This is a genomic window from Streptomyces sp. FH025, from assembly GCF_017427025.1.
In the GTDB taxonomy this organism is placed as follows: Bacteria; Actinomycetota; Actinomycetes; order Streptomycetales; family Streptomycetaceae; genus Kitasatospora.
In genome coordinates this window covers 1-26,634 of sequence record NZ_JAFLNG010000005.1, presented here as the reverse complement: position 1 = coordinate 26,634, position 26,634 = coordinate 1, and the positions used below count along the sequence as shown (strand labels likewise).

Here is a 26,634-nt window from a genome sequence, read left to right as displayed (position 1 = left end):
TCAAGTGCTGAAGCGCTGAAGTGCTGAGGTGCTGAAGTGCTGGAGCCCTGAGTCGCCGGGCCCGCCCCCACCGCTGCCGTTTCGGCGGGGCCGGGCCCGGAATCCCCCTCCCCGCCACGTCGACCTCGGATCGGCCATGCTCTCCTTCGCCCTGCGGCGGACCCTCCAGGCGTTCGCCGTCCTGGTCGCGGTCTCCGCCGCCGCCTTCGCCCTCTTCTACGCCGCGCCCGCCGACCCGGCCCGCGCCGCCTGCGGCCCGCGCTGCGACAGCGGGCAGGTCGCGGCGGTGCGCCAGAGCATGGGCCTGGACCAGCCGCTGCTCACCCAGTACACCGACTACCTGGTCGGGGTCGTCGCCGGGCGGGACATCGGCGACGTGGACGGCTCGGTCATCCACTGCGACGCGCCCTGCCTCGGGTACTCCTACCGGCTGCACCAGCCCGTCACCGAGGCGCTGGTCGACCACCTGCCGGTCACCCTGTCGCTGACCGCCGGGGCTCTCGCCGTACTGCTGGTGCTCGGACTCGGCACCGGCTTCGTGTCCGCGCTGCGGCACGGCAGCCGCACCGACCGGCTGCTGTCCGGCTTCACCCTGGTCGGCGCGAGCGTGCAGATCTACTTCCTCGGGTACGTCGCCCAGTGGGCTCTGGTCTACTCCACCGGCCTGCTGCCGCTGCCCTCCTACACACCGCCGGGCGAGGACCTGGCCGCCTGGGCGGGCGGGATGCTACTCCCCTGGCTCGTCCTCGGATTCGTCAACTCGGCCGTGTTCGCCCGGCTTTCGCGCTCCCAGCTACTGGAGACGATGAACGAGGAGTACGTCCGGACGGCCCGCGGCAAGGGACTGGGCCGGCTGCGCGCGCACCTCAAGTACACCTCGCGTGGCGCCGCAGGCCCGCTGGTGCAGCTGCTCGGGCTGGAGGCCGGGGGGCTGCTGGGCGGGGCGGTGATCACCGAGACCGTGTTCGGGCTGAACGGGATCGGGCGCTTCGCCGCCCAGGCCGTCGGCTCGCAGGACCTGCCCGCCGTGGTCGGCGCGGTGCTGCTGGCCGCCTGCTTCGTGGTGCTGTTCGTCGCGCTGGCCGACCTGGCGGTGGCCTGGCTCGACCCGCGCATCCGGCTGAGCTGAGGGGAGACGATTCGATGAAGTCCCTTGTTCCTTCCACGAGTTCCCGCGACCAGGGGTCGGCCGTCGAGCCCACCCCGGCGACGGAGGCCGTGCTGAGCGTGCGCGACCTGACGGTCACGTTCGCCGATCCGCGCGGCGGCGCGCCGGTGACGGCCGTTCGCGGACTGTCGTTCGACCTCGCGCCGGGCGAAGTCCTGGGCCTGGTGGGCGAGTCGGGCTCCGGGAAGTCCACCGTCGGACTGGCCGTCCTCGGTCTGCACGACCCGCGCACCACCACCGTCACCGGTTCGATCCGCCTGGGCGGACGGGAGTTGGTGGGCGCCGAGGAGTCCGCGCTGCGCGACGTCCGGGGCGGCCTGGCGGCACTGGTCTTCCAGGACGCGCTCACCTCGCTCAGCCCGTTCCACGGCGTCGGCGCCCAACTCGCCGAGATGTACCGACTGCACCACCCGGAGGCGGGGCGTGCCGAGGCCCACCGCCGCGCGGCCGCGATGCTCGACCGGGTCGGCATTCCCGCCGCCCGCTCCGGCGACTACCCGCACCAGTTCTCGGGCGGGATGCGTCAGCGGGTGATGATCGCGATGGCGCTGATGAACGACCCCCAGGTGCTGATCGCGGACGAGCCGACCACCGCCCTGGACGCCCGGGTGCAGCGGCAGGTCCTGGACCTGCTCGGCGAATTGCAGCGCGAGCACGGGACGGCGGTACTGCTGGTCAGCCACGACCTGGGCGTGGTCGCGGGGACGACGGACCGCACCCTGGTGATGCGCGGCGGCGTCGAGGTCGAGTCCGCGCCGACCGGCGAGCTGCTGGCCTCGCCGCGCGAACCGTACACCCGCGCACTGGTGGGCGCGGCACTGCGACTGGACTCCGTACCGGGCACTGCCCTACCGACAGTTGACGATCCGTCGCCTGTACGGACGTTCCGGCCGAGGAGCGTCGAGCGGCCCGAGCGCTGGCTGGCCGAGGTCGAGGACCTGTCCGTGCACTTCCCCGGACGGCGGCGACCGCCCTCGCTGCGGGCCGAACCGGTGCGCGCCGTCGAGGGCGTGGGCCTGCGGATCGCGCCCGGCGAGACGCTCGGACTGGTCGGCGAGTCCGGCTCCGGCAAGTCCACCACGTCACGGGTGCTGGCCGGACTCCAACGGCCCACCGGTGGGCGGGTCCGCTACGACGGGCAGGACGCCACCCGCCCCGACCGGGAGCTGCGGCGCCGGCTCAGCCGGGAGATCCAGCTGGTGTTCCAGGACCCGTACGCCTCGCTCAACCCGCGCCGCACCGTCGCGCAGACCCTCGACACCCCACTGCGGCTGCACACCTCGTTGGACGCGGCGCAGCGGCGGGAGCGCTCGGCGGAGCTGCTGGAGCAGGTCGGGCTGCCCGCCGGATACCTGGACCGCTATCCGCACGAGTTCTCCGGCGGGCAGCGCCAGCGGATCGGCATCGCCCGTGCGCTGGCTCCGGAGCCGCGGCTGATCATCGCGGACGAGCCGGTCTCGGCGCTCGACGTCTCGGTGCAGGCACAGGTGCTCAACCTGCTGATGGAGCTGCGCGAGCGGCTCGGCGTGGCCTTCCTGTTCGTCTCGCACGACCTCGCGGTGGTGCGGCACTTCTGCGACCGGGTGGCGGTGATGCACCGGGGCCGGCTCGTCGAGTCGACCGACCGGGAGCAGCTGTTCAGCGCGCCGCACACGGAGTACACCCGGGAGCTGCTGGCGGCGGTGCACTGACGTTCGCCGGGCGGCGAGGCCTCTTCGGGTGCGAGGCCTCTTCGCGCGCGGAGTGCGCTTCGGGTGCGGGGCGCTCTTCGGGTGCGGAGGGTAAGCGGCTAGCGGGATCAGGGGCGGGCGACAGATGATCGTAGTTGGTCAGGATTTGATTGATTTGATCAGAAAGTTGGGACGAAAATGTCCGCCATCGATCATGAGGGTGTCGACCGGGAACTCGTCGAGGCTGCCGAGGAGGTCGCCAGGCGGTACTCGCGCGGCGACAACCACACCGTCGCGGCCGCCGGGCGCAACGCCGACGGGCGGATCGTCACGGCGGTGAACGTCTACCACTTCACCGGCGGCCCGTGCGCGGAACTGGTGCTCATCGGGGCCGCGGCAGGCCAGGGGGCGTACGACCTCACCACGGTGGTGGCTGTCGGCGACGGCGGGCGCGGGGTGGTGCCGCCGTGCGGGCGCTGCCGCCAGGTGCTGCTCGACTACTTCCCGAAGGTGGGGATCATCATCGAGCAGGACTCCGAGCTGCGCACCCTACCGGTACTGGACCTGCTGCCGGGGGCGTACGTCTGGGCCGACCACCAGGACGGCTGAGCGTCGCGGCTGAGCGTCGCGGTTGGCGCCGGGCTCGGGGTCCGGGCTTCGTCCGGCACCGCGTTCCGGGCCCGCGTTCCGGCACCGCGTTCCGGGCCCGCCTTCCGCGCTTTGCTCCGACTGTCGTTCGGCTGCGCGGGCGAGGCTCAACGCGTTAGCGTGCTGGCGACGCGACGTCGCCGGCGTGCGGCCCCGGAGTCGCACGGACCGCCATCGGAGGGGGCACATTGTCGGAAGACCTGCTCATCGCGAAGATCAACCACGGCTTCGACCACCTCGACGCCGACGGGGACGGACTGCTCACCGAGCGGGACCACGTGCTGATGGGCCACTCGGTGGCCCGCTCGCTCGGCCACCGGGAGGGTTCGGACGCGGAGGCACTCATCGTCCGGGCCTACCTGACGCTCTGGCACGACCTGCACCTCGCGGGGAAACCCTACGGGACGGTGGCGATCACGCGCGAACAGTTCGTCACCTCGACCGGCGCGCTCGCCGACGACCCCGAGGCCGCGCGGGAGATCTACGGCACGCTGGCCTCGTCCTTCCTCGCGGTCGCCGACGCCGACCGCAGCGGAACGGTGGACGCCGGCGAGTTCTTCGTGTTCCAGCGCGGCCACTTCGCCGGACTCTGCCGCGACGACACGGACGAGGCCTTCCGGCACCTCGACCTCGACGGGGACGGGACGCTGTCGGCGGCCGAGTTCACCAGCGCGATCATCGAGTACTGGACCAGCCGCGACCCGGAAGCCCCGGGCAACTGGTGGACGGGACAGCCTCCGTACGCGTTCTGAGCCTCGGGGCCGACGCACGTTCGGGGCGGGCGGTCGGGCGCGGGCGGGGCGTGCGCGGACCGTCCCGATCAGGCGGCCGGAACGATCCGCTCGACGATGGTGTCGACCAGCCCTGGCAGACCGTCGAGGCCCAACACCTCGGGCAGGGTGAGGTGTTCGAGGATCAGGCCGGTCATGGCGAGGTAGAGGACGAGAACGGTCTCGCGGTCGCCGGGGAGGCCCTCGGACAGGTGGTAGGCGGTGTTGGCCTCCAGCTCCTCGCGGATGGTGCCGGTGAGCTGGGCGCGCAGCTCGGGGCGGCGGGTGGCCTCCAGACGCAGTTCGAGCATCGCGAGGTAGCCGGACCGGTCGGCGGAGATGCGGCGGATCAGGTCGTGCATCAGGGCGGTGACCAGCGCGCGGTCCCGGGGGGCGAGCAGCAGGCCGGCGAGGATCTCCGGATCCGGGGTGAGCCGGAGGTGGATGCGCCGGGCGGCCTGGTGGAGCAGGTGGTCCCGGTTGGCGAAGTAGTTGGAGGCCGTGCCGTTGGGGACGTCGGCCTGCGCGTCGACCGCGCGGAAGGTGAGACCGCGGGCGCCGTCGCGGGCCAGCACCTCGATGGTGGCGTCGGCGAGGGCGGTGCGGCGGGCGGGGTTCTGGACCATGGGCCGATTCTCTCCTGCCGCGCTTCACCTACCGCGCGGACGGCCCCTTCGCCGGACTCTCCGAAGGTGCCGGACTCTCCGAAGGTGCCGGGCTCTTCGCACGTGCCGGACGCGATGGGCGCCGGCTGACGCTGACCACCAGGCAGACGCCCGCCACCACGATCGCCCCGCCCGCCAGGGTCGGGCCGGTCAGCGGCTCGGCCAGGATCAGCCAGCCCAGCAGCACCGCGACCACCGGGTTCACGTACGCGTAGGTGGCCACCAGGGTCAGCGGGGCGGAGCGCAGCAGCCAGGCGTACGCGGTGAAGGCGAGCAGCGAGCCGAACAGCACCAGGTAGCCGAGGGCCAGCCAGGACCGGCCGGAGACGGCACCGAGGTCCAGGCCGTGCTGCTCGCCGCGGACCAGCGCGATCAGCAGGTTGCAGAAGCCGCCCGCGAGCATCTGGTAGGCGCTCGCGGCGAGCACGTTGCCCGGCATCGGGATCTTCTTGCTCGCGAAGGAGCCCGCCGCCCAGGTCACCGTGGCGCAGATGATCAGGATCACGCCGAGCGGCTCGATCGACCCGCCGATCGCGGGGGCGGAGAGCACGCCGAGGCCGACCAGGCCGAGCAGCACCCCCGCGACCTCCGCGCGCCTGGGGCGGTCGCCTCCGATGGCCGTGAGCACGACCATCCACAGCGGTACGGCGGCGACCAGGAGGGCGGCCAGGCCGGAGGGGATGGAGGTCTCGCCGAGCACCACCAGGCCGTTGCCGCCGGTCAGCAGCAGCACGCCGACCAGGGCGGCGGAGGCCAGCTGGCGCGGGCTCACCCGCAGGCCGGCCGGGCCCCGGCGGACCAGCAGGTAGCCGAGCAGCAGCAGGCCGGCGGTGAGGAAGCGGGCGGCGGCGGAGAGGAAGGAGGGCATCGTCTCCAACGCGATCCGGATCGCCAGGTAGGTCGAGCCCCAGACGACGTAGACCACGGCGAGGGCCAACCAGACGGCGCCGCCGAGGCGGACGGCCGGGCGACTGCCGTGGCCGGAGTCGGGGTCAGCGGACGGGGTGGTGGCGACTCCGGAGGCGGTGGGGGGAGTTGCCGGTTGGGAGGAGGCGGGCGATGTCATGTGTGTTCCCCTAGGACGGTGCTGGCCGAACATCCGATATGACAGCGCATCGCGACCCGGCGCGCCAGCGGGTATCACGGATCGGGCGGCAGGACGTACCGTGGGCGCTCCCGCAGCGAGGAGGTCGAACCCGTGTCCGCATCCGAGGGGGCTCCACCGGTCGAGGCGGAGGCCCTGCCGTTCTTCGTGTACGGCACCCTGCGCACCGGCGGCCGCAACCACGCCGTCCACCTGGCCGGGCGCTGTGCCGACATCCGTCCGGCGGTGTTGGAGGGTGCCGCGCTGCACGCGGGCCCCGGGTTCCCGTACGCGGTGGTCGATCCGGCGCCCGGGCGCCGGATCGTGGGTGAGCTGGTCACCGTGCGCCCGGGCTCGTACGCCGGGGCACTCGTGGCGCTGGACCGTTTGGAGGAGTGCCGCGCGGACGGGACGGGGCTGTACGTACGGCGGCGGATGACGGTGCGGACGGCGGCGGGCGAGCTACGGGAGGCGTGGGTGTACCTCGCGGGGCCGGAGGCCGAGGCGCGGCTTCGGGTACGGCCGGCGCTGATCGTTTCGGGGGACTGGGCGGGGCGGTGACGACCTCCAGGCTTCGGGCCTCAGAGTTCGGGCTTCAGATTTCAGATTTCAGCTTTCAGACTTCAGCGTTCAGAATCTGAAATCTGTTATCTGTTACCTGTCATCTGTTCGCTGAAGCCTGTCAGCCATCGCCCGTCGGCTGCCACGTCACCTCACCGAAGGCCGGCCGCGAACCGCCAGGTAGGCTGCCCCGGCCAGCAGGAACGAACGACGAGGAGCCACCCGGTGCCCGAGCTGCCACCTCCGATCACCGTCGTCGGGATCGGGGCCGACGGCTGGCCCGGCCTCGCCGCCACCTCCCGGGCCGCGCTCCAGTCCGCCGAGGTCGTGATCGGCGGCCCCCGGCAGCTGGACCTGCTTCCCCACGACACGGTGACCGCCGACCGCGTCCCCTGGCCGTCCCCGCTGCGCCCGGCCGTCCCCGGTCTGGTCGCCGCCCACTCCGGCCGCCGCCTCGCCGTCCTGGCCAGCGGCGACCCGATGTTCTACGGCATCGGCCGCACTCTCGCCGAGACCGTCGGCGCCGAGCGGCTGCGTGTCCTGCCGCACCCCTCCTCCGTCTCCTACGCCTGCGCCCGGCTCGGCTGGCCGCTGGAGGCCACCGACGTCGTCAGCCTGGTCGGCCGCCCGCTGGACACCCTCGCGCTCGCCCTCCACCCCGGCCGCCGCCTGCTGCTGCTCAGCGCCGACGCCGCCACCCCGGCCGCCGTGGCCGCACTGCTCACCGCCCACGGCTACGGCACCGCCCGGCTGCACGTCCTGGAACAGCTCGGGGCCCCGGCCGAACGCCGGCTCGACGGACCCGCCGACGACTGGCCGCACCCGCCCGGCGACCCGCTGAACGTCATCGCGGTCGAACTCGGCGACGGTCCCCGCACCTCCCTCGTCCCCGGCCTGCCCGACGCCTCGTACGAGAGCGACGGCCAGCTCACCAAGCGGCACGTCCGCGCCGCCACCCTCGCCACGCTCGCGCCCTCCCCCGGCGAACTCCTCTGGGACGTCGGCGGCGGCTCCGGCTCGATCGCCATCGAATGGCTGCGCGCCCACCGCGACTGCCAGGCCGTCAGCGTCGAACGCGACCCGGTCCGGGCCGAGCGGATCGCCCGCAACGCCGCCGCCCTCGGCGTGCCGCGGCTCCGGGTGGTCACCGGCCCGGCGCCCGCCACGCTCGCCGAACTCCCCACCCCCGACGCGGTGTTCATCGGCGGCGGTCTCACCGCTCCCGGCCTGCTGGACACTTGCTGGGCCGCGCTGCGCCCCGGCGGCCGCCTGGTGGCCAACACCGTGACACTGGAGTCCGAGGCACTGCTCACCGAGTGGTACCGGCGCCACGGCGGGGAGCTCGTCAAGCTGGCCGTCGCCCACGCCGTCCCGGTGGGCGGCTTCACCGGGTGGCGGCAGGCCATGCCGGTCACCCAGTGGTCCGCCGTCAAGCCCAACACCCCTCAGGAGGACGCCTCGTGACCGTCTACTTCATCGGAGCCGGCCCGGGCGCCGCCGACCTGATCACCCTGCGCGGCCAGCGCATCCTGGCCCGCGCCGAGGTCTGCCTGTACGCGGGCAGCCTGGTGCCGCGCGAGCTGCTGGAGGAGTGCCCGCCCGGCGCCCGTCTGATCGACACCGCGCAGCTCAACCTGGACCAGATCACCGCCGAACTGGTCGCCGCGCACGAGGCCGGTCAGGACGTCGCCCGGCTGCACAGCGGTGACCCGTCCGTCTTCTCCGCCGTCGCCGAGCAGATGCGCCGTCTGGACGCGGCCGCCGTCCCGTACGAGGTGGTCCCCGGTGTGCCGGCCTTCGCCGCCGCCGCTGCCGCGCTGAAGCGGGAGTTGACCGTGCCGACGGTCGGCCAGACCGTCATCCTGACCCGGATCGCCAAGCGCGCCACCCCGATGCCCGAGGGCGAGGACCTGGCCACCCTCGGCCGCAGCGGCGCCCTGCTGGTTCTGCACCTGGCCGCCGGCTACGTGGACGACGTGGTCGAGCAGTTGCTCCCGCACTACGGCGCCGACTGCCCCGCCGCCGTGGTCGCGATGGCCAGCCGCCCCGACGAGTTGGTGCTGCGCGGCACGCTGGCCGACATCGCCGAGCAGGTCAAGGCGGCGGGCGTGGTCCGCACCGCCGTCATCATCGTCGGCCGCACCCTCGCCGCCGAGCAGTTCCGCGACAGCCACCTCTACTCGGCGGACCGCGAGCGCCCGCACGAGTCCTGCGGCGCATGACGAGGCACCTGCTGATCCTCGGCGGGACGACCGAGGGGCGGGCGCTGGCCGCCGAACTCGCCTCGACCACGTACCGGGTCACCAGCTCGCTGGCCGGTCGGGTCGCCCAACCCCGCCTGCCCGCCGGAGAGGTGAGGATCGGCGGCTTCGGCGGACCGGAGGGCCTGGCCGACTGGCTGCGCGCGGAACGCGTGGACGCGGTGGTGGACGCCACCCACCCCTTCGCCGCCGGGATCTCTCACAACGCCGCCCTCGCGGCCGCTGCCACCGGCGTCCCGCTGCTGGTGCTGCGCCGCCCCGGTTTCACCCGGGTCGACGGGGACCACTGGCTCCCCGTCCCCTCGCTCGCCGCGGCGGCCGACCTGCTGCCCCGGCGTGGAGAGCGGGTCTTCCTCACCATCGGACGGCAGGGCGTCGCCGCCTTCGCCCATCTCGACGGCGCGCACTTCCTGGCCCGCTCCATAGACCCGCCCGAGCCCCCGGTGCCGCCGTCGTTCGAAGTCCTCCTGGACCGCGGCCCGTTCACGGTCCAGGGCGAGGAGGCGCTGCTGCGCAAGCACGACATCGACGTCCTGGTCACCAAGGACAGCGGTGGCGCCGCGACCGCCCCCAAGCTGACCGCCGCCCGCGGACTGCGCCTGCCCGTCATCATCGTGGAACGCCCGCCCGTCCCGGACGGTGTACCGGTCGCGCCCGACGTCGCGGGCGTGATGCGCTGGCTGGAGGAGCCGGGCTGAGTCCGGGCGGTGAAATTGCCGAGCGGGACGACCGGTTGCCCAGCAGGATGGCACGATGAGCGATGATCAGCGCACCCAGACCCCCCGGACCGCCGATGAACGGGCCACCCTGGCAGGCTTCCTGGACTATCAGCGCGACACCCTGGCGATGAAGTGCGCCGGGCTCAGCACCGAGCAGCTCCGCACCCGGGTGCTGGAGCCCTCCGGGCTCTCCCTCCTCGGGCTGGTCCGCCACCTCGCCGAGGTGGAGCGCAGCTGGTTCCGCAACGTCCTCAACGACGAAGGCCGAAAGGGCTTCTGGAAGCACCCCGACGGCAGCTTCGCCGAGTTCGACGTCGAGGCCGCCGACCCGGAGGAGGCCTTCACGGTCTGGCGCCGCGAGTGCGACCACTCGCGGGAACTCGTCGCCGCCGCGGAGTCGTTGGACGTCCTGGGCCACTACGGCGAGGAGGTCTTCTCGCTGCGCTGGATCCTCACCCACATGATCGAGGAGTACGCCCGCCACAACGGCCACGCCGACCTCCTGCGCGAACACCTCGACGGCACCACCGGCGAGTAGCGGGCCGGGCGGGCGCGGAGGGAGCAGGAATGCGGACCCGCCGGAAGGAGCGCGACACCCCCGGGCCGTCGGAGCCCTGGAACGAGATCGTCCCCGGGCTCTGGATGGGAGGGCACTACCGCACGCCGCCCGGCGGGGAGCTGGAACCCGTCGTCGTCCGGCACGAGTTCGACCTGGTGGTCAGCCTCTTCACACTCCCCGGGCACGGCCCGGCGCCGGGGGTGGAGCACCTCGTCCGGGAGGTGCCCGACGGGCCGCTCTCCCCCGGTCAGCTGCTCGCCGTCCAGGAGGCGGCGGAGCTCACCGTGGCCGCCGTGCGCCGGGGCCGGCGGACGCTGGTGCGCTGCCACTCGGGCTACAACCGCTCGGGGCTCGTGGTGGCGCAGGCGCTGACCGACCTGGGCCACGGCACCGATGAGGCGGTCCGGACGGTCCGGGAGCGGCGGTCACCCTGGGCACTGAACAACCCGGTGTTCGTGGAGTACCTGAACACCGGGTTGGAGGTTTCCGCACTGCTGACCGGCCTCAACGGGTGAGGCCGGTCGGCGTGATGACTGCCTGTCAGATGTCGCGGAAGGTCTCGATCTGGGCGCCGATCGAGTTGAGGCGCTCGGCGAGGTCCTCGTAGCCGCGGTTGATGACGTAGACGTTGCGCAGGACGGAGGTGCCCTGGGCCGCGAGCATGGCGAGGAGGATGACCACGGCGGGGCGCAGCGCGGGCGGGCACATCATCTCGGCGGCGCGCCAACGGGTCGGGCCCTGGACCAGGACGCGGTGCGGGTCGAGGAGCTTGACGTCCGCGCCGAGGCGGGTCAGCTCGGTGAGGTAGATCGCGCGGTTGTCGTAGACCCAGTCGTGGATCATCGTGGTGCCGTGCGCGGCCGCGGCGATGGCGGCGAAGAACGGCACGTTGTCGATGTTGATGCCGGGGAACGGCATCGGGTGGATGGTGTCGATCGGCGCGGTGAGCTTGGACGGGCGCACGGTGAGGTCGACCAGGCGGGTGTGGCCGTTGTGGGCCCGGTACTCGGCGGTCCGGTCGTAGTCGAGGCCCATGCCCTCCAGGACCGCGAGCTCGATCTCCAGGAACTCGATCGGCACCCGGCGGATCGTCAGCTCGGAGGAGGTGACCACGGCGGCGGCCAGCAGGCTCATCGCCTCCACCGGGTCCTCGGCCGGGGTGTAGTCGACGTCGCAGGTGATCTCGGGGACGCCGTGGACGGTGAGGGTGGTGGTGCCGATGCCCTCGATCTTCACACCCAGCTTCTCCAGGAAGAAGCAGAGGTCCTGGACCATGTAGTTGGGCGAGGCGTTGCGGATGACGCTGACGCCGTCGTGGCGCGCGGCGGCGAGCAGGGCGTTCTCGGTGACGGTGTCCCCGCGCTCGGTCAGGACGATCGGGCGCTCCAGCGGGGTGCCCGGCTCGACCGAGGCGTGGTAGGCACCGCCAGTGGTGGCGACCTCCAGGCCGAAGCGGCGCAGCGCGGTCAGGTGCGGCTCGACGGTGCGGGTGCCGAGGTCGCAGCCGCCCGCGTACGGGATGGCGAAGCGCTGGGCGCGGTGCATCAGCGGGCCCAGGAACATCAGCACGCTGCGGGTGCGGCGGGCGGCCTCGACGTCCATCGCGGCGAGGTCGAGCTCGGCGGGCGGGGTGAGTTCGAGGTCGCGGCCGTCGTTGATCCAGCGGCTCTTGACGCCGATGCTGGTGAGCACTTCGAGGATGCGGTAGACCTCCTCGATCCGGGCGACGCTACGGATCGTGGTGCGGCCGGTGGTCAGCAGCGAGGCGCACAGGATCGCAACGCAGGCGTTCTTGCTGCTGCGGACGTCGATGGCGCCGGAGAGGCGGGTGCCGCCGGCCACCCGCAGGTGCATCGGGCCGGAGTAGCCGAGGGAGACGATCTCGCTGTCGAGGGCTTCACCGATGCGAGCGATCATCTCAAGGCTGACGTTCTGCTTGCCCTGTTCGATGCGGTTGACCGCGCTCTGGCTGGTGCCGAGGGCCTCTCCGAGCTGCGCCTGGGACCAGCCACGGTGCTGGCGGGCGGTGCGGATGAGGGTGCCGATACGGGTGAGGTAGTCGCCTGTCACTCGGCAGACCATATCTCATGGCTGAGATGGTGACAGAATCAGGGGGCGGGCCCAGCGCTCCTTTTGTCCGTTTCTCGTCCCGTATGGGCGTCAGATCTTCACGTCACCAGGTGGTGTTGTCGATGTTCCGTGACAGTCGTGACATTGTCACGACTGTCACTGCTGTCACGACCGCCATGGCCGCCATGGCCGTCACCACCCTCACGGCCATCACGACCGTCACGGCCGTCACGGCCGGGCCGTCATGGGCCGAGCGGTTCCGCCCGGCCGACGATCGCACCGGCCCGGTCGATGCAGATGACGTCCACCGCGACCGGTGAGCCCAGCAGCACGCCGAGCGCCGTCGCCCGGGCCGCCTCGGCGACCAGGTCCCCGAGCGGAACACCCGCCGCCCGGCACCGCTGGACCGCCTCCAGTCCGGTGTTCGCCGCCGCCACCGCCTCGGCCAGCGGCTCGTCCGCCCCACCTCGCCGGGCCAGTTCGGCCAGGTACCCCTTGTCCACCTGGGAACGCGCCGAGTGCAGGTCGAGGTGGCCGGCGGCGAGCTTGGACAGCTTGGCGAAGCCGCCCGCGATGGTCAGCCGGGGCACCGGGTGCCGCTTGAGGTACTTGAGGACGGCTCCGGCGAAGTCGCCCATGTCCAGCAGCGCGTCCTCGGGCAGTCCGTGCACCGCGACCGCGACCTTCTCCGAGGTCGAACCGGTGCAGCCCGCCACGTGCGTACGACCGGCCGCCCGGGCCACGTCCACGCCCCGGCGGATCGAGTCGATCCAGGCCGAGCAGGAGTAGGGGACGACGATCCCGGTGGTGCCGAGGATGGACAGCCCGCCGAGGATGCCCAGGCGCGGGTTCCAGGTCGAGCGGGCGATCTCCTCGCCGTGGTCGACGGAGACCTCGACCACCACGTCCCCGCTTCCGCCGCACGCCGCCGCCACCTCGGCCACGGCGTCCCGGATCATCTGCCGGGGCACCGGGTTGATCGCGGGCTCGCCGACCGGCAGCGGCAGCCCCGCCTTCGTGACCGTCCCGACCCCGGGGCCGGCCCGGAACACCACCCCGGCGCCGGGCGCACCGGCCCGTACGGTCGCACGGACCAGCGCGCCGTGGGTGACATCAGGGTCGTCGCCGGCGTCCTTGACCACACCGGCCATGGCGCTCGGGGGACTCCCCGTACGGAGTTCCTCGGCGGCGAGGGCGAAGGCTGGCTGCTGCCCCTTGGGCAGGGTGATGGCGACCGGGTCGGGGAACTCGCCGGTGAGCAGCGCGGTGTACGCGGCCTTGGTGGCGGCGGTGGCGCAGGCTCCCGTCGTCCAACCGTGCCTCAGGCCGCTGCTCTTCAGCTGGCCGGCCCGGCCTCCCGTCCCGGCTCCCGCTGCGGCCACCTGCGCCTCACTTCCCACGTCTCGCACGTGCCGATTTTCCCCCATCCGCCCCACCGGACGCCGACCGGGGCGGGCAGCGCGCAAATCGGGGGGTGGCGCTGCCCGATGTTCTCGAACTGTTCCTCGCACGGGCCTCGCCGCGAGCACCTACCAGTGAGTAATGTGTCGCTCCGTTACTTAACGGGGTCATGACGAACGGGTTCATGACGAACGGGTCCGGCGGGCGGGGTGCCCGGCCGGCCGTCAGACTGTGGGGGTTTTTGTGGCAGGGATGAGACGGCGCACGTTCCTCACGGGCGCGTCGGTGGCCACGGCCTGGTCCGCCTTGTCGCTGGGCGGTGCCCAGTTCGCCTCGGCCGCGGCGCGCGAGCAGGCACTGGCGACCACGGCCGCGCGGGCGGTGAAGGTCGCCGGGACGACCCTGGAGCAGGTGGCCACGCCCATCGGCGCCGGCTCCTACAAGCGGCTGACGGCCGGACCGGGCTGGCCGCTGGTGGTGCGCGGGGACCTCGCGGCGCCGGGCTCCGCGCGGGACGACCGCCGCACCGGGCTGGCCAGCTTCGTCCAGTTCAGCGACCTGCACCTGGTGGACACCGAGTCCCCGGTGCGCTTCGAGTACCTGGCCAAGTTCAACGACAGCGCGTACCGGCCGCAGGAGGCCCTGAACGCCCGCGGCGTCTCCTCCCTCGTCGAGCGGGTCAACTCGCTCGCCGGCGGCCCCTACACCGGGATGCCGTTCAGCATGGTGATGGCCACCGGCGACAACACCGACAACCACGAGCTGGCCGAACTCGACTGGTACCTCACGGTCATGGGCGGCGGCCGACTGGCCCAGAACACCGGCGACCCGAACCGCTACGAGGGTGTGCAGAACTCCGGCAGCGCGGCCTACTGGAACCCCGAACTCGCCTACGCCGACGGCTACAAGGCGAAGGGCTTCCCGCAGATACCCGGCTTCCTCGCCGCGGCCGGCCGTCCCTTCGACGCTCCCGGGCTGCGCACCCCCTGGTACACGACGGTCGGCAACCACGACGACAGCATCGAGGGCTCGCTCCCGGACTTCGGGCTGCTGAACGACCTCTACACCGGCGCCTACAAGCTGGAGGGCTGCGACGACGCGACCGCGGCCCAGCTGATGGACTCGCTGCGCCGCGACCCGGCGGGCGCCGTGCTGCTGCTCGCCAAGCTGATCGCCAACGGCGAGGCGGTGCGCCGGGTGACCCCGGACGGGCGCCGACGGCCGTTCACGCTCAAGGAGTTCGCCAAGGCCCACCTCAACCCGGCCGTCACCGGCGCGGGCCCGTACGGGCACGGCTTCACCTCGGACATGGTGAGCAGCGGCAGGCTCTACTACACCTTCCGGATCTCGGAGAAGGTCGTCGGCATCAGTCTGGACACCACCAACCAGGCCGGCTTCGCCGACGGCTCCCTGGGCACCGCGCAACTGCGCTGGCTGGAGCAGCAGTTGCAGGCGCACAGCGGGCACTGGTACGACGCCGACGGGCGCCGGGTGACGGGCGGCAGCGCCGACGACGTGGTCCTGGTCTTCAGCCACCACACCAGCGGGACGATGGGCAACCTGCTGCCGGACCCGCGCAACGTCTTCGAGAAGCGGCACGACGGCAACGAGCTGGTCGCGCTGCTGCAGCGCTATCCGAACGTGGTCGCGTGGGTGAACGGGCACACCCACATGAACAAGATCACCGCGCACGGCCACGCGGTGCCGGAGCGGGCGTTCTGGGAGATCAACACCGCCTCGCACATCGACTACCCGCAGCACGGGCGCATCATCGAGATCGCGGACAACGGGGACGGGACGCTCTCCCTGTTCACCACGCTGATCGAGTCCTCCGCGCCGTACGCGACGGACTTCGGCAGCACCTCGGACACCAACCTGGCGGCGCTGTACCGCGAGCTCGCGTACAACGACCCGAACGGGAGGGTCTCGGCACTGCTGGGCGCTGGGCAGGACCACAACACGGAGCTGCTGATCGCCAAGCCGACCCGGTGACGCGGGTGGGCGGCTGACGGGTGGCCGCTGAAGGCTGACGGCGAACAGCTGACGGCGAACAGCGAACAGCCGACAGATAACAGCGAACAGAAAACAGATGACAGCTGACAGATTTCGTAATCTGTCAGCTGTCATCTGTTAGCTGTCAGCCGTCAGTCCTCCGGATACCGCCGCGGCGTCCAGACGACCTCAACGCCGCCACCGCGCTCGACCGCCTGGGTCTGCGAGGAGCCGATCAGCAGGATCGTCCGCATGTCGACCAGCTCAGGGTCCAGCTCGCCCAGCCTGACGATCCGGACCCGCTCGGTCGGTCCGCCGACGTCGCGGGCCATCACCACCGGGGTCTCCGGCGCCCGGTACTCCAGCAGCAGGTCCCGGGCGAGGCCGACCTGGGTGGTCCGGGACTGCGAGCCCGGGTTGTACAGCGCGAGCACGAGGTCCGCCTCGGCGGCGGCGCGCAGCCGCCTCGCCACCACGTCCCACGGCTTGAGCCGGTCCGACAGCGACACCACCGCGTAGTCGTGCCCGAGCGGGGCGCCCGCCCGGGAGGCGGCCGCGTGGGCGGCGGTCATCCCGGGGACGATCCGCACCGGGACGTCCCGGTAGTCCGGCTCGCAGGCGACCTCCAGCACTGCGGTGGCCATCGCGAAGACGCCCGGGTCGCCCGAGGACACCACGCAGACCCGGTGCCCACGCCGGGCGAGGTCCAGGGCGAACTCGGCGCGCTCCGACTCCACCTTGTTGTCCGAGCCGTGCCGCCGCTGCCCCGGCCGCTCCGGCACCCGGTCCAGGTAGGTGGTGTAGCCGACCAGGTCGGTGGCCTCGGCCAGCGCGCCGCGCGCCTCCGGGGTGAGCCAGAGCGGCCCGGCCGGCCCGGTGCCGACCACGGTCACGCTGCCCACGCCGTCCGCCGTCCGCACGGTCGGCTCCAGCGGCGCGACCTTGCTCGGCAGCACGGCCACCGAGAAGTACGGGACGCTCTCCCCCTCGACCTCCGCGAGCGGCGCGAGCCGCTCCCCGTCCATGAAGGCACGCTCGACGTACTGGGCGTCCGCCAGCCGTCCGGCCCGCTCCAGCGCCCGCCGGACGGTCGGGAAGGTGCGCCCCAGCTTCATGATCACGGCGGAGTCGGCGGCCGCGATCCGGGCCGTCAGCTCCTCCTCGGGCAGCGTGCCCGGGATGACGGTGAGGGTCTCCTCGGCCTCGGTCAGCGGCTGCCCGAGCCGGGCCGCCGCCGCGCTGACCGAGGTCACGCCGGGCACCACCTCGGTCGGGTAGCGGTGAGCGAGCCGCTTGTGCATGTGCTGGTACGAGCCGTAGAACAGCGGGTCGCCCTCGGCGAGGACGACGACGTCGCGCCCGGCGTCCAGGTGGGCGGCCAGCCGGGCGGCGGCCTCCTCGTAGAACTCGTCCAGTGCGCCCCGGTAGCCGCCCGGGTGGTCGGTGGTCTCGACGGTCAGCGGGTAGACCAGCTTCTCCTCGATCTGACCACCCGTCAGGTACCGCTCGGCGATCGAGCGCGCGATGGAGCGGCCGTGCCGGGCACTGTGGTACGCCACCACGTCGGCCTTGCCGATGAGTTCGGCCGCGCGGACGGTCACCAGCGACGGGTCGCCCGGGCCGAGCCCGACCCCGTACAGCCGCCCGGTGGCGGACTTCCGACGATCCTGATGATCCTGGCGATCCGTCACTCTTCTTCGCTCGCAATCGCGTTGATGGCCGCGGCGGCGATCGCGCTGCCGCCGCGCCGACCGCGCACCACCAGGTGCTCCAGGCCGGACGGGTGCTCGGCCAGGGCCTGCTTCGACTCGGCGGCGCCGATGAAGCCGACCGGGACGCCGATCACCGCGGCAGGTCGCGGCGCGCCCGCCTCGATCATCTCCAGCAGCCGGAACAGCGAGGTCGGCGCGTTGCCGACGGCGACCACCGCGCCCTCCAGCCGGGGCAGCCACAGCTCCATGGCCGCCGCGCTGCGGGTGTTGCCCATCTGGCGCGCCAGTTCGGGCACCGACGGGTCGGTGAGGGTGCAGATCACCTCGTTGTCGGCGGGCAGCCGCTTGCGGGTGACACCGCTGGCGACCATGTTCACGTCGCACAGGATCGGTGCACCGGCGCGCAGGGCCGCGCGCGCGGAGGCGACCACGCCGGGCGAGTACACCAGGTCCTCGACCAGGTCGACCATCCCGCAGGCGTGGATCATCCGCACCGCGACCTGGGAGACGTCCGCCGGAAGGGCGGCCAGATCGGCCTCCGCGCGGATGGTGGCAAAGGACTGGCGGTAGATGGACGCCCCGTCCTTCTCGTACTCGATCACTTCGTGGTCCTCCTGGCCTCGGCGACCGCCTCGGCCATCTCCTCGTTCCTCACGTCAACGCTCTGCACGTCCACACTGTTCACGTCCACGCTGTTCACGTCACCGCTCTGCGCGTCCGCAGACGAGCCTACGGACGAGCCTGCCGGCGAGCCCGCGGCCGCCGCCGGCCCACGCACCGTCACCCGGTAGCCGCTCCCCGTCGCGAGCACGTCCACCCACCGCCCGGCCGGATGGCCGCAGCGCCGCTCGCAGCCCGACCAGTGGACGGGCAGCCCGGCGAACTCCCCGGCCACCGCCCGGGCGTCCAGCGCCCGGGCCGCGTCCGTCCGTACGTCGGCCAGCGACTTGGCGCAGCCCGGCAGTCCGGTGCAGGCGGTGGCCCGTTCCCAGGCCGAGCCCGGCTCGGTACGGAACCCGGCCGCCGCGAGCGCGGGCAGCCGGTCGGCGCCGGCGCCGGGCAGTACCGCGCCGCGCCAGGGGGTCAACCGCAGCTCACCGGCCGAGGCGGCGACCAGCGTCCTCCACTGCCCGGCACTCGCCCGGCCGAAGCGCATGCCCACCGAGAGCCCGCCGGGCAGCGCGCCGACGGGGGACGCCTCGCCGACGGGGGCGGGCAGCGGCACCGAGCCGGCCGGCAGCAGGTCGGGCACCTCGCGCAGGTGCCAGGCCTTGCGTCCGTGCGTCCGCAGCGCGTCCAGGAAGCCGCGAGCCGCGTCCAGTACGGCCGTCAGCTCCCGCCCGGCCTCGACCGGGTGCGCGAGCGGGGAGCGCCCGAGGCGCAGCAGCGCCGGGCCGCTCGAAGCTGCGATCAATGTCACATCGGCGTCGAGCGCGGCGACGTCGCCCCGCCCGTCGTCCAGCGCGAACAGGAACTTGCCGGAGAGTCCGGTCGCCCAGTCACTCGCGCACAACCGCGCGTCCAGCTCCCGCACCCAGGCGTGGACATCGGCGCCCGCCGGACCGTCGAGCCCCGCGAGCGGCGAGGCGACGATGTTGCGCACCCGCTCGTGGGTCTCCGAGGGCAGCAGGCCGACGGCGCGCAGCCGGTCGGCGAGTTCGGCTCCGCAGTCCGACGCCAGGCCGCGGAGTTGGACGTTGCCGCGTGAGGTGGTCTCCAACTCCCCGTCACCCAGGGCCTCGGCGGCCTCGACCAGCGCCATGGCCTGACGGGTCGTCAGCAGTCCGCCGGGCAGGCGGATCCGGGCGAGGGCCCCGTCGTCGGCGGGGTGCAGGCGAAGCGCCCCGGGGCAGGCGTCCGCACGCCCCCGGTCGGGCACGGCGGCGCCCGGCGCGGTGGCGTCGGGTGTCGGTGGCATGGCGGCGAGCATACAGATGATCCGATCGGTTGCCCCCGTCCGCTGCGTCACATCCGGCGCGCATCCCGGCCCGCGCTCCCGCCCGTACGCCGCGGCCGCGCCGTCGCGGTGCCGGCGCCGTGCCGCCATCGCAACCGCCATTGCACCGGCCGTCGCACCGCCCCCGCACCCGGACGTGGCAAAGCTCGCTCTCCCCCAGGTCAGCCACACCCCGTACGATGCTGGCGGGCGGTTCCAGCGGACCGCCCGACGCCAGCGACGGCGCAGGGGAGGAAACCGGTGCAAGCCCGGTGCGGTCCCGCCACTGTGACCGCGGTTCACCGGGAAGCCGGTCGGCCGCGGGAGCCAGGAACTCCCGCCGTCCTCCACCGGCCCGGGGCGCGGACCCCGAGGAAGGCAGAAATGCACCAGCGCTGTCGCATGCCCGCGCCCGTGTCCCCGGCCATCATCGAGGCCGATCAGGCCACCTTCGCGGCCGACCCGGCCATCACCGCGGCCACCCTGGCCACCGACGAGGCCGGGAGGGCCTTCGCATGATCCTGCTGCTGTCGACGTCCGACACCGACCTGCTCAGTGCCCGCGCCGCCACGGGCCCGGTCCCGTACCGGCTCGGCAACCCGGCCCGCCTGACCCCCGAGGACCTGCCCGCACTGCTGGAGGGCACCGAGCTGGTCGTGGTCCGGCTGCTCGGCGGGCGCCGCGCCTGGCAGGAGGGCCTGGACGCGCTGCTGGCCGGCCCCCGCCCGGTGGTCGTGCTGACCGGTGAGCAGGCCCCCGACGCCCAGCTGATGGAGCTGTCCACCGTCCCGGCCGGCATCGCCGCCGAGGCGCACGCCTACCTCGCCCACGGTGGCGCGGCCAACCTGGCCGAGCTGGGCGCCTTCCTCTCCGACACCGTGCTGCTGACCGGCCACGGCTTCGCCCCGCCCGCCTCCGCCCCGGCCTGGGGGCCGCTGGAGCGCGAAGCCCCCAGCCTCGATGGCCGCAGCACGGACGGCCCGACCGTCGCCGTGCTCTACTACCGGGCCCACCACATGAGCGGCAACACCGCCTTCGTGGAGACCCTCTGCCGGGCCATCGAGGACCAGGGCGCGCAGGCGAGGGCCTACTACTGCGCCTCGCTGCGCGGAGCCGAGCCCGAACTGCTGGCCGCGCTCGGCAAGGCCGACGCGATCGTCACCACCGTGCTCGCCGCCGGCGGCACCCGCCCGGCCGACGCCCAGGCCGGCGGGGACGAGGAGGCCTGGGACGCGGGCGCGCTGGCCGCCCTCGACCGGCCGATCCTGCAGGCGCTCTGCCTCACCTGGTCGCGCGCCCAGTGGGAGGGCAGCGACGACGGCCTGTCCCCGCTGGACACCGCCACCCAGATCGCGGTGCCGGAGTTCGACGGCCGCCTGATCACCGTCCCGTTCTCCTTCAAGGAGCTGGACGAGGACGGCCTGACCGTCTACGCCGCCGACCCGGAGCGCGCCGCCCGCGTGGCCGGCACCGCCGTCCGGCACGCCCGGCTGCGGCACGTCCCGGCCGCCGAGCGCCGCCTCGCCCTCGTCCTGTCCGCCTACCCGACCAAGCACGCCCGGGTCGGCAACGCCGTCGGCCTGGACACCCCGGCCAGCGCGATGCGCCTGCTGGAGCGGCTGCGCGAGGAGGGCATGGACCTCGGCGCCGACCTGCCCGGCTTCAACACGGGCGACTCCCCCGCCGGTACGGACGACGAGGGGCAGCAGGGCCACGAGGGCGACGCGCTGATCCACGCCCTGATCGCGGCCGGCGGCTACGACCAGGACTGGCTCACCGAGGAGCAGCTGGCCCGCAACCCCGTCCGCATCCCCGCCGCCGAGTACCGCCGCTGGTACGCCAAGCTCCCGCAGGCGCTGCGCGAGCAGGTCGAGGAGCACTGGGGCCCGGCCCCCGGCGAGCTCTACGTCGACCGTTCGCAGAACCCGGACGGCGACATCGTGCTGGCCGCGATCCGCTCCGGGAACCTGCTGGTGCTCATCCAGCCGCCGCGCGGCTTCGGCGAGAACCCGGTCGCCATCTACCACGACCCCGACCTGCCGCCCAGCCACCACTACCTGGCCGCCTACCGCTGGATCGAGGCCGCGCAGGAGGACGGAGGCTTCGGCGCCCACGCCGTCATCCACCTCGGCAAGCACGGCAACCTGGAGTGGCTGCCCGGCAAGACCGCCGCTCTGTCCGCCGAGTGCGGCCCGGACGCCGTCCTCGGCGACCTGCCGCTGATCTACCCCTTCCTGGTCAACGACCCGGGCGAGGGCACCCAGGCCAAGCGCCGCGCGCACGCCACGCTCGTCGACCACCTCGTCCCGCCGATGGCCCGCGCCGACTCCTACGGCGACATCGCCCGCCTGGAGCAGCTGCTGGACGAGCACTCCAACATCGCCGCGATGGACCCGGCCAAGCTGCCCGCGATCCGCGCCCAGATCTGGACCCTGATCCAGGCCGCCAAGCTGGACCACGACCTCGGCCTGGACGAGCGCCCCGAGGACGACGGCTTCGACGACTTCCTGCTGCACGTCGACGGCTGGCTCTGCGAGGTCAAGGACGCCCAGATCCGCGACGGACTGCACGTCCTCGGCCAGGCCCCGGCCGGCACCGACCGGGTCAACATCGTGCTCGCCATCCTGCGCGCCCGGCAGATCTGGGGCGGCGTCAGCGCGCTGCCCGGCCTGCGCGAGGCGCTCGGGCTGGACGAGGCCGCCCTCACCCTCGGCGCCACCGACGCGGCCGAGGCGCGGGCCCGCGCCCTGGTCGAGGCCATGGAGGCCGAGGACTGGGCGCCCGAGGCGGTGGAGAAGGTCACCGCCGAACTGCCGGAGGCCGTCCGGCAGGCCGTCGGCGACGTCCTGACCTTCGCCGCCACCCAGGTGGTTCCGCGCCTGTCCGCCACCACCGACGAGCTGGACGCCGTGCTGCACGCGCTGCGCGGCGGGTTCGTCCCGGCCGGGCCTTCCGGCTCCCCGCTGCGCGGGCTGGTCAACGTGCTGCCGACCGGCCGCAACTTCTACTCCGTCGACCCGAAGGCCGTCCCCAGCAAGCTCGCCTGGGAGACCGGCCAGGCACTCGCCGCCTCGCTGGTCGACCGCTACCGGGCCGACAACGACGGCGCCTTCCCGCCCTCGGTCGGGCTCTCGCTCTGGGGAACCAGCGCGATGCGCACCGCCGGTGACGACATCGCCGAGGCCTTCGCGCTGCTCGGCGTCCGCCCGGTCTGGGACGACGCCTCGCGCCGGGTCACCGGCCTGGAGCCGATCACGCTCGACGAGCTGGGCCGCCCGCGCATCGACGTCACGCTGCGCATCTCCGGCTTCTTCCGGGACGCCTTCCCGCACGTGGTCGCCCTGCTGGACGACGCGGTGCGCCTGGCCGCCGCCCAGGAGGAGTCTCCCGAGGCGAACTTCGTCCGGGCCCACGTGCAGGCCGACCTCGCGGTGCACGGCGACGAGCGCAAGGCCACCGTCCGCGTGTTCGGGTCCCGCCCGGGCACCTACGGGGCGGGCCTGCTCCAGCTGATCGACAGCCGGGACTGGCGCACCGACGCCGACCTCGCCGAGGTGTACACCGTCTGGGGCGGCTACGCGTACGGCCGCGGGCTGGACGGCCGCCCGGCGCGCGAGGAGATGGAGACCGCGTACAAGCGGATCACCGTCGCCGCGAAGAACACCGACACCCGCGAGCACGACATCGCCGACTCGGACGACTACTTCCAGTACCACGGCGGCATGGTGGCGACCGTCCGCGCCCTCACCGGCAAGGCGCCGACCGCCTACATCGGCGACTCGACCCGCCCGGAGACGGTCCGCACCCGCACGCTGACCGAGGAGGCCGCCCGCGTCTTCCGCGCCCGGGTGGTCAACCCGCGCTGGATCGAGGCGATGCGCCGCCACGGCTACAAGGGCGCCTTCGAGATGGCGGCGACCGTCGACTACCTGTTCGGCTACGACGCCACGACGGGCGTGGTCGCGGACTGGATGTACGAGAAGCTGACCCAGGAGTACGTGCTCGACCCGGTCAACCGGGAGTTCCTGGCCGGCGCCAACCCGTGGGCGCTGCACGGGATCAGCGAGCGCCTGCTGGAGGCGGCGAGCCGCGGGCTGTGGGAGCAGCCGGACCCGGAGCTGATCGAGCAGTTGCAGGCCGCGTTCCTGGAGACCGAGGGCGACCTGGAGGGCGACGAGGGCTGAGACCCTTCCCAGTGAGCAGGTAGACGAGCACGTGTTCTACGGGCGCGTGTTCTAAACGTGGCGTTCCCGTCATCCATTCGGGTGGCGGGAAGGCTGGTGGTGTACGGCCGGCCGAGCGGACAATACGGGGCATGTCGCGTCGCATCGCCACCGCCGGCCCCGACCTGAGCACGCCTGCCGATGCGGCCCGGGAGCCGCACCCGCCGCGCCGGCCGCATCGGTACCGGGCGCGGTTCGGGGCGCTGGCGGCCGGGGCGCTGCCGGTGCTGGCGTTCCCGGCGCCCGGGCAGGCGTGGCTGGCGTGGGTCGGGCTGGTCCCCGGACTGCTGCTGATGCAGCGGGCGCCCTCGGGCCGGGAGGCGGCGCTGCGCGGCTGGTGGTTCGGGGCCGGGTTCATCCTGACCGCGATGTACTGGCTGGTGCCGTCCATCGGGCCGGGCCTGCCGGTGCTCGCGGTGCTGTTCGGCGCACTCCAGACCGGTCTCGGGTACGCGGTACACCGGCTGCTCCACCCGTCGCCGACCACCCGGCGGGCGCTGCTCGCGCTGCTGGTCGTGCCGGCGGTGTGGGTGACCACCGAGTACGCGCGCTCCTGGCACGCGCTCGGCGGGCCGTGGGCACTGCTCGGCGCCACCCAGTGGCAGCACCCGGCGATCCTCGGGCTGGCCTCGGCCGGCGGGATCTGGCTGGTCAGCGCGGCGGTGGCGGCGGTGAACACCGGGGTGCTGATCGCGCTGACCGCCGTGCACCGGCGGCCCCGGGCGGTGGCGGCGCTGACCGCCGTACTGGTGCTGGCCGCCGGTCCGCTGCTGTTCGCGCTGCGCCCGGCGCCGACGGGGGCCGGGGCCGCCACCGTGGCGCTGGTCCAACCCGGCGTCGTCGACGACCCGCAGGCCAGGTTCGAGGCGAGCGCCCGGGCCACCTCCGCCCTGGTCGGGCAGCCGGTGGACCTGGTGGTGTGGGGCGAGAGCAGCACCGCGGCCGATCTGGACCGCGATCCGGCCGCCCTGGACGAGCTGCGCCGCCTCGCCGCGGCCACCGGCGCCGAGGTGATGGCCGGGGAGGACGCGCGCAAGGCGGACGGGCGGATCTCCAAGGACGCGGTGCTGGTGTCCCCGGAGGGCGTGGTGGAGCGCTACCGCAAGATCCGGCTGGTGCCGTTCGGCGAGTACATCCCGCTGCGGCCGGCGCTCGGCTGGATCGCCGGGGTCAGCCGCGCGGCGGGCGAGAACCGGGCCTCCGGCACCGCCTTCCACCTCCTGCCGGCCACCGACCGGGCTGGCGGGCCGCTACCGGTCGGCGCGCTGATCTGCTTCGAGTCGGCCTTCCCCGACATGTCCCGCACCGCGGCGCGGGACGGCGCCCGGGTGCTGGTGTACCAGTCCTCGACCTCGACCTTCCAGCACACCTGGGCGCCCGAGCAGCACGTCTCGCTGGCGGCGATCCGGGCCGCCGAGACCGGGCGTCCGGCCGTCCAGGCCTCGCTGACCGGGGTGTCGGCGGCCTTCGACGCGCAGGGCCGCGAGCTCGCCCGACTCGGCACCGACGGGACCGGCACCCTGACCGTACGACTGCCGCTCACCGCGCCCGGGACGCTGACCTGGTACGACCGCATCGGCGACGTGGTGCCGACGGGCGCGCTGCTGGTCACGGCGGGCGCGGCGGTGGCGGGGTGGCGCTCGCGACGAGGTGGCGCTCGCGGCGGATGGAGCTCGCGGCGAATGGCGCTCGCGGCGGGTGGCCGGGCTCTCCGCTAGCCCGCGATAGTGGCGAGGTGGACGCCGAACGGCGCGCCCTGGGCGTCACGCAGCACGGCGATCCGCGGGCCGTCCGTCACGGAGGTGGCGGGCATCAGCACCTCGGCGCCCAGGGCGGCCGCCCGGCCGACGGTGTTGTCGACGTCGGCGACCGAGAAGTACGGCAGCCAGTGCGGTGGCACCTGGGGCGGGAAGCGGTCGTCCATCACCAGCATGCCGCCGAAGTCCTAGCCGTCCAGGCCCCACTGGGTGTACCGCTCGGACGGGGGCGACGGACCAGCCGAAGACCGCCGAGTAGAAGGCGGCCGAACCGGCCGCGTCCCGGGTCATCAGTTCCACCCAGCCGAGCGCGCCCGGTGCGTTGAACACCCCCGCGCCCCGGAACGCGCGGGCCGGCCAGAGGATGAAGACCGCGCCGGACGGGTCGGCGGCCACCGCGCTGGTTCACGCGGTCCGGTTCACGCGGTCCGGTTCACGCGGGCTGGCTCAGCAGTCCGGTTCACCGGTCCGGTTCGCCCGGTCTGCCTCGGGCGACGCCGATCGGGTTCCGGTCAGGCGACTTCGAGGACCACCTTGCCGTGGCTGTGCCCGGACTCGACCGCGGCGAGCGCCTCGGCGGCATGGCCGAGCGGGTAGCGATGGGTGATGTGCGGGTCCAGCTCGCCGGCGGCGACCAGGGCCGCCAGAGCGGCCAGGGTCTCGGAGGTGGTCGAGCGGGCGACGTACTGGCCGCCGAACTCGGCGGCGGTGGCCGGGTCGGCGGTGCTGACCAGCTCGGTACGGTCGGTGAACACGCCGGCCACCTCACGCAGGGCGTCGCCGCCGACCAGGTCGAGGACGCCGTCCACGCCGTCAGGGGCCGCGGCGGCGATCCGTTCGGCGACGCCGTCGCCGTAGCGGATCCGGGTCGCGCCGAGGGACTCCACGTACGCCCTGTTGGAGTCGCTCGCGGTGCCGATCACGGTCAGGCCGCCGCGGCGGGCGAGCTGGGCGGCGACGCTGCCGACGCCGCCCGCGACGCCGAGGATCAGCAGGGTCCGACCGGCGCCGAGGGCGAGTTGGCGTAGCGCATCGTCGGCGGTGGCGGCCGAGACGCAGAGCGTGGCGACCTGGTCGAAGCCGACGCCCTCGGGCTTGAGCGCGCTCAACTCGGCGCGCAGCAGTGTCTGTTCGGCGAAGGCCCCGGCGGCGGTCTGGCCGAACACCTCGTCGCCCGGGGTGAAGCCGTTGACCCCGGGGCCGACCTGCTGCACCACGCCGGAGGCCTCCTGGCCCATGACGGCCGGGAGTTGGCGCTCCCGGCCGAGGAAGCCCCGGCGGATCTTCCAGTCCACCGGATTCACCCCGGCGACCCGGACCGCGATCGCCAGTTGACCGGGGCCGGCCTCCAGCGGCGGGCGGTCGAGGAACTCCTGTGTCTCCGGTCCGCCGTAGTCGACGAAGCCGAACGCCTTGGCCATCGGTGATCCCACTCCTC

The 26,634-nt window shown here is 73.5% G+C and carries 21 protein-coding genes, 1 pseudogene and 1 riboswitch; of the genes and pseudogenes, 13 read left to right on the top strand and 9 right to left on the bottom strand.

Features of this window, described 5'->3' with window-relative positions; all coding sequences use genetic code 11:
• Nucleotides 1-136 precede the first annotated feature (136 nt).
• The 4 genes from J0670_RS00750 to J0670_RS00735 all read left to right on the top strand — a co-directional run bounded on the left by J0670_RS00750 (nt 137) and on the right by J0670_RS00735 (nt 4,238).
• On the top strand, nt 137-1,129 hold the full coding sequence (locus J0670_RS00750) for an ABC transporter permease (protein ID WP_207808568.1): 993 nt from the start codon (nt 137-139) through the stop codon (nt 1,127-1,129).
• 14 nt (nt 1,130-1,143) lie between these two features.
• On the top strand, nt 1,144-2,859 hold the full coding sequence (locus tag J0670_RS00745; protein WP_207808566.1) for an ABC transporter ATP-binding protein: 1,716 nt from the start codon (nt 1,144-1,146) through the stop codon (nt 2,857-2,859).
• Between the two features lie 177 nt (nt 2,860-3,036).
• On the top strand, nt 3,037-3,447 hold the full coding sequence (locus J0670_RS00740) for a cytidine deaminase (protein ID WP_207808564.1): 411 nt from the start codon (nt 3,037-3,039) through the stop codon (nt 3,445-3,447).
• Nucleotides 3,448-3,674: 227 nt separating this feature from the next.
• Nucleotides 3,675-4,238 (top strand): EF-hand domain-containing protein, encoded by a 564-nt coding sequence (locus J0670_RS00735; RefSeq protein WP_207808562.1) that lies wholly within the window; start codon nt 3,675-3,677, stop codon nt 4,236-4,238.
• A 68-nt stretch (nt 4,239-4,306) separates the two neighbouring features.
• Here the strand turns inward: J0670_RS00735 and J0670_RS00730 are convergent, their stop codons facing one another.
• Nucleotides 4,307-4,882, bottom strand: a complete 576-nt coding sequence (locus J0670_RS00730; protein WP_207808561.1) for a TetR/AcrR family transcriptional regulator — start codon at nt 4,880-4,882, stop codon at nt 4,307-4,309.
• Between the two features lie 28 nt (nt 4,883-4,910).
• Complete coding sequence (locus tag J0670_RS00725; protein ID WP_207808559.1) at nt 4,911-5,987, bottom strand: EamA family transporter; 1,077 nt, start codon at nt 5,985-5,987, stop codon at nt 4,911-4,913.
• Between the two features lie 132 nt (nt 5,988-6,119).
• On the opposite strand from J0670_RS00725, the gene J0670_RS00720 reads away from it, so the two are divergent.
• The 6 genes from J0670_RS00720 (at nt 6,120) to J0670_RS00695 (ending at nt 10,620) form a co-directional block, all read left to right on the top strand.
• On the top strand, nt 6,120-6,566 hold the full coding sequence (locus J0670_RS00720) for a gamma-glutamylcyclotransferase family protein (RefSeq protein WP_307806325.1): 447 nt from the start codon (nt 6,120-6,122) through the stop codon (nt 6,564-6,566).
• A gap of 225 nt (nt 6,567-6,791) precedes the next feature.
• Nucleotides 6,792-8,030, top strand: coding sequence for a precorrin-6y C5,15-methyltransferase (decarboxylating) subunit CbiE (gene cbiE / locus J0670_RS00715; RefSeq protein WP_207808555.1), 1,239 nt, complete (start codon nt 6,792-6,794; stop codon nt 8,028-8,030).
• Nucleotides 8,027-8,788, top strand: a complete 762-nt coding sequence (cobM, locus tag J0670_RS00710) for a precorrin-4 C(11)-methyltransferase (protein WP_207808553.1) — start codon at nt 8,027-8,029, stop codon at nt 8,786-8,788. The genes cbiE and cobM overlap by 4 nt, the downstream gene beginning before the upstream one ends.
• Nucleotides 8,785-9,525, top strand: a complete 741-nt coding sequence (locus J0670_RS00705) for a cobalt-precorrin-6A reductase (RefSeq protein WP_207808551.1) — start codon at nt 8,785-8,787, stop codon at nt 9,523-9,525. The genes cobM and J0670_RS00705 overlap by 4 nt, the downstream gene beginning before the upstream one ends.
• 55 nt (nt 9,526-9,580) lie before the next feature.
• Nucleotides 9,581-10,084 (top strand): DinB family protein, encoded by a 504-nt coding sequence (locus J0670_RS00700; RefSeq protein ID WP_207808549.1) that lies wholly within the window; start codon nt 9,581-9,583, stop codon nt 10,082-10,084.
• A gap of 29 nt (nt 10,085-10,113) precedes the next feature.
• Entirely contained in the window at nt 10,114-10,620 is a 507-nt protein-coding gene (locus J0670_RS00695; RefSeq protein WP_207808545.1) for a dual specificity protein phosphatase family protein, read from the top strand.
• Nucleotides 10,621-10,645: 25 nt separating this feature from the next.
• Here J0670_RS00695 and J0670_RS00690 read toward each other — a convergent pair whose 3' ends face one another.
• Both J0670_RS00690 and J0670_RS00685 read right to left on the bottom strand, forming a co-directional pair.
• Nucleotides 10,646-12,175 (bottom strand): UDP-N-acetylglucosamine 1-carboxyvinyltransferase, encoded by a 1,530-nt coding sequence (locus J0670_RS00690; RefSeq protein WP_207808542.1) that lies wholly within the window; start codon nt 12,173-12,175, stop codon nt 10,646-10,648.
• 242 nt (nt 12,176-12,417) lie between these two features.
• Nucleotides 12,418-13,584 (bottom strand): cobalt-precorrin-5B (C(1))-methyltransferase, encoded by a 1,167-nt coding sequence (locus J0670_RS00685; protein WP_307806324.1) that lies wholly within the window; start codon nt 13,582-13,584, stop codon nt 12,418-12,420.
• Between the two features lie 244 nt (nt 13,585-13,828).
• Between J0670_RS00685 and J0670_RS00680 the strand changes: the two genes are divergently transcribed.
• The gene (locus J0670_RS00680) at nt 13,829-15,568 is read left to right on the top strand and encodes a TIGR03767 family metallophosphoesterase (protein ID WP_207808538.1); all 1,740 of its coding nucleotides are present in this window, start codon (nt 13,829-13,831) and stop codon (nt 15,566-15,568) included.
• A 152-nt stretch (nt 15,569-15,720) separates the two neighbouring features.
• On the opposite strand, the gene cobJ is transcribed toward J0670_RS00680, so the two are convergent.
• The 3 genes from cobJ to J0670_RS00665 are packed head-to-tail and all read right to left on the bottom strand — an operon-like array spanning nt 15,721 to nt 19,198.
• Nucleotides 15,721-17,259: a precorrin-3B C(17)-methyltransferase gene (gene cobJ / locus J0670_RS00675; protein WP_207808536.1), complete on the bottom strand. Its 1,539-nt coding sequence runs from the start codon at nt 17,257-17,259 to the stop codon at nt 15,721-15,723.
• Nucleotides 17,256-17,882 carry a precorrin-8X methylmutase gene (locus tag J0670_RS00670; RefSeq protein WP_207808534.1) on the bottom strand — a complete coding sequence of 209 codons (627 nt, stop codon included), beginning with the start codon at nt 17,880-17,882 and terminating at the stop codon, nt 17,256-17,258. The genes cobJ and J0670_RS00670 overlap by 4 nt, the downstream gene beginning before the upstream one ends.
• Complete coding sequence (locus J0670_RS00665) at nt 17,879-19,198, bottom strand: hypothetical protein (RefSeq protein WP_243436325.1); 1,320 nt, start codon at nt 19,196-19,198, stop codon at nt 17,879-17,881. Before J0670_RS00665 ends, J0670_RS00670 begins: the two co-directional genes overlap by 4 nt.
• Nucleotides 19,199-19,467: 269 nt before the next feature.
• A riboswitch (cobalamin riboswitch) is annotated at nt 19,468-19,553 on the top strand.
• Nucleotides 19,554-19,731: 178 nt separating this feature from the next.
• Between J0670_RS00665 and cobN the strand changes: the two genes are divergently transcribed.
• Nucleotides 19,732-23,400 (top strand): cobaltochelatase subunit CobN, encoded by a 3,669-nt coding sequence (gene cobN, locus J0670_RS00660; RefSeq protein ID WP_207808530.1) that lies wholly within the window; start codon nt 19,732-19,734, stop codon nt 23,398-23,400.
• Between the two features lie 131 nt (nt 23,401-23,531).
• The gene (gene lnt, locus J0670_RS00655) at nt 23,532-25,157 is read left to right on the top strand and encodes an apolipoprotein N-acyltransferase (RefSeq protein WP_207808529.1); all 1,626 of its coding nucleotides are present in this window, start codon (nt 23,532-23,534) and stop codon (nt 25,155-25,157) included.
• On the opposite strand, the pseudogene J0670_RS00650 reads toward lnt, so the two are convergent.
• Both J0670_RS00650 and J0670_RS00645 read right to left on the bottom strand, forming a co-directional pair.
• Nucleotides 25,154-25,595: pseudogene (locus J0670_RS00650) on the bottom strand (VOC family protein); the annotation flags it as partial. The gene lnt and the pseudogene J0670_RS00650 overlap by 4 nt on opposite strands.
• A gap of 113 nt (nt 25,596-25,708) precedes the next feature.
• A partial coding sequence (locus J0670_RS00645; RefSeq protein WP_307806323.1) for an NADP-dependent oxidoreductase occupies nt 25,709-26,634 on the bottom strand: 926 nt, incomplete at its 5' end.

What these genes read in the sequence shown, in the direction of transcription:
- J0670_RS00750 (WP_207808568.1), top strand. Translation starts at nt 137, where the DNA reads ATGCTCTCCTTCGCCCTGCGGCGGACCCTCCAGGCGTTCGCCGTCCTG.
- J0670_RS00745 (WP_207808566.1), top strand. Translation starts at nt 1,144, where the DNA reads ATGAAGTCCCTTGTTCCTTCCACGAGTTCCCGCGACCAGGGGTCGGCC.
- J0670_RS00740 (WP_207808564.1), top strand. Translation starts at nt 3,037, where the DNA reads ATGTCCGCCATCGATCATGAGGGTGTCGACCGGGAACTCGTCGAGGCT.
- J0670_RS00730 (WP_207808561.1), bottom strand. Translation starts at nt 4,882, where the DNA reads ATGGTCCAGAACCCCGCCCGCCGCACCGCCCTCGCCGACGCCACCATC.
- J0670_RS00725 (WP_207808559.1), bottom strand. Translation starts at nt 5,987, where the DNA reads ATGACATCGCCCGCCTCCTCCCAACCGGCAACTCCCCCCACCGCCTCC.
- J0670_RS00705 (WP_207808551.1), top strand. Translation starts at nt 8,785, where the DNA reads ATGACGAGGCACCTGCTGATCCTCGGCGGGACGACCGAGGGGCGGGCG.
- J0670_RS00700 (WP_207808549.1), top strand. Translation starts at nt 9,581, where the DNA reads ATGAGCGATGATCAGCGCACCCAGACCCCCCGGACCGCCGATGAACGG.
- J0670_RS00695 (WP_207808545.1), top strand. Translation starts at nt 10,114, where the DNA reads ATGCGGACCCGCCGGAAGGAGCGCGACACCCCCGGGCCGTCGGAGCCC.
- J0670_RS00680 (WP_207808538.1), top strand. Translation starts at nt 13,829, where the DNA reads ATGAGACGGCGCACGTTCCTCACGGGCGCGTCGGTGGCCACGGCCTGG.
- J0670_RS00665 (WP_243436325.1), bottom strand. Translation starts at nt 19,198, where the DNA reads ATGCCACCGACACCCGACGCCACCGCGCCGGGCGCCGCCGTGCCCGAC.
- cobN (WP_207808530.1), top strand. Translation starts at nt 19,732, where the DNA reads ATGATCCTGCTGCTGTCGACGTCCGACACCGACCTGCTCAGTGCCCGC.
- lnt (WP_207808529.1), top strand. Translation starts at nt 23,532, where the DNA reads ATGTCGCGTCGCATCGCCACCGCCGGCCCCGACCTGAGCACGCCTGCC.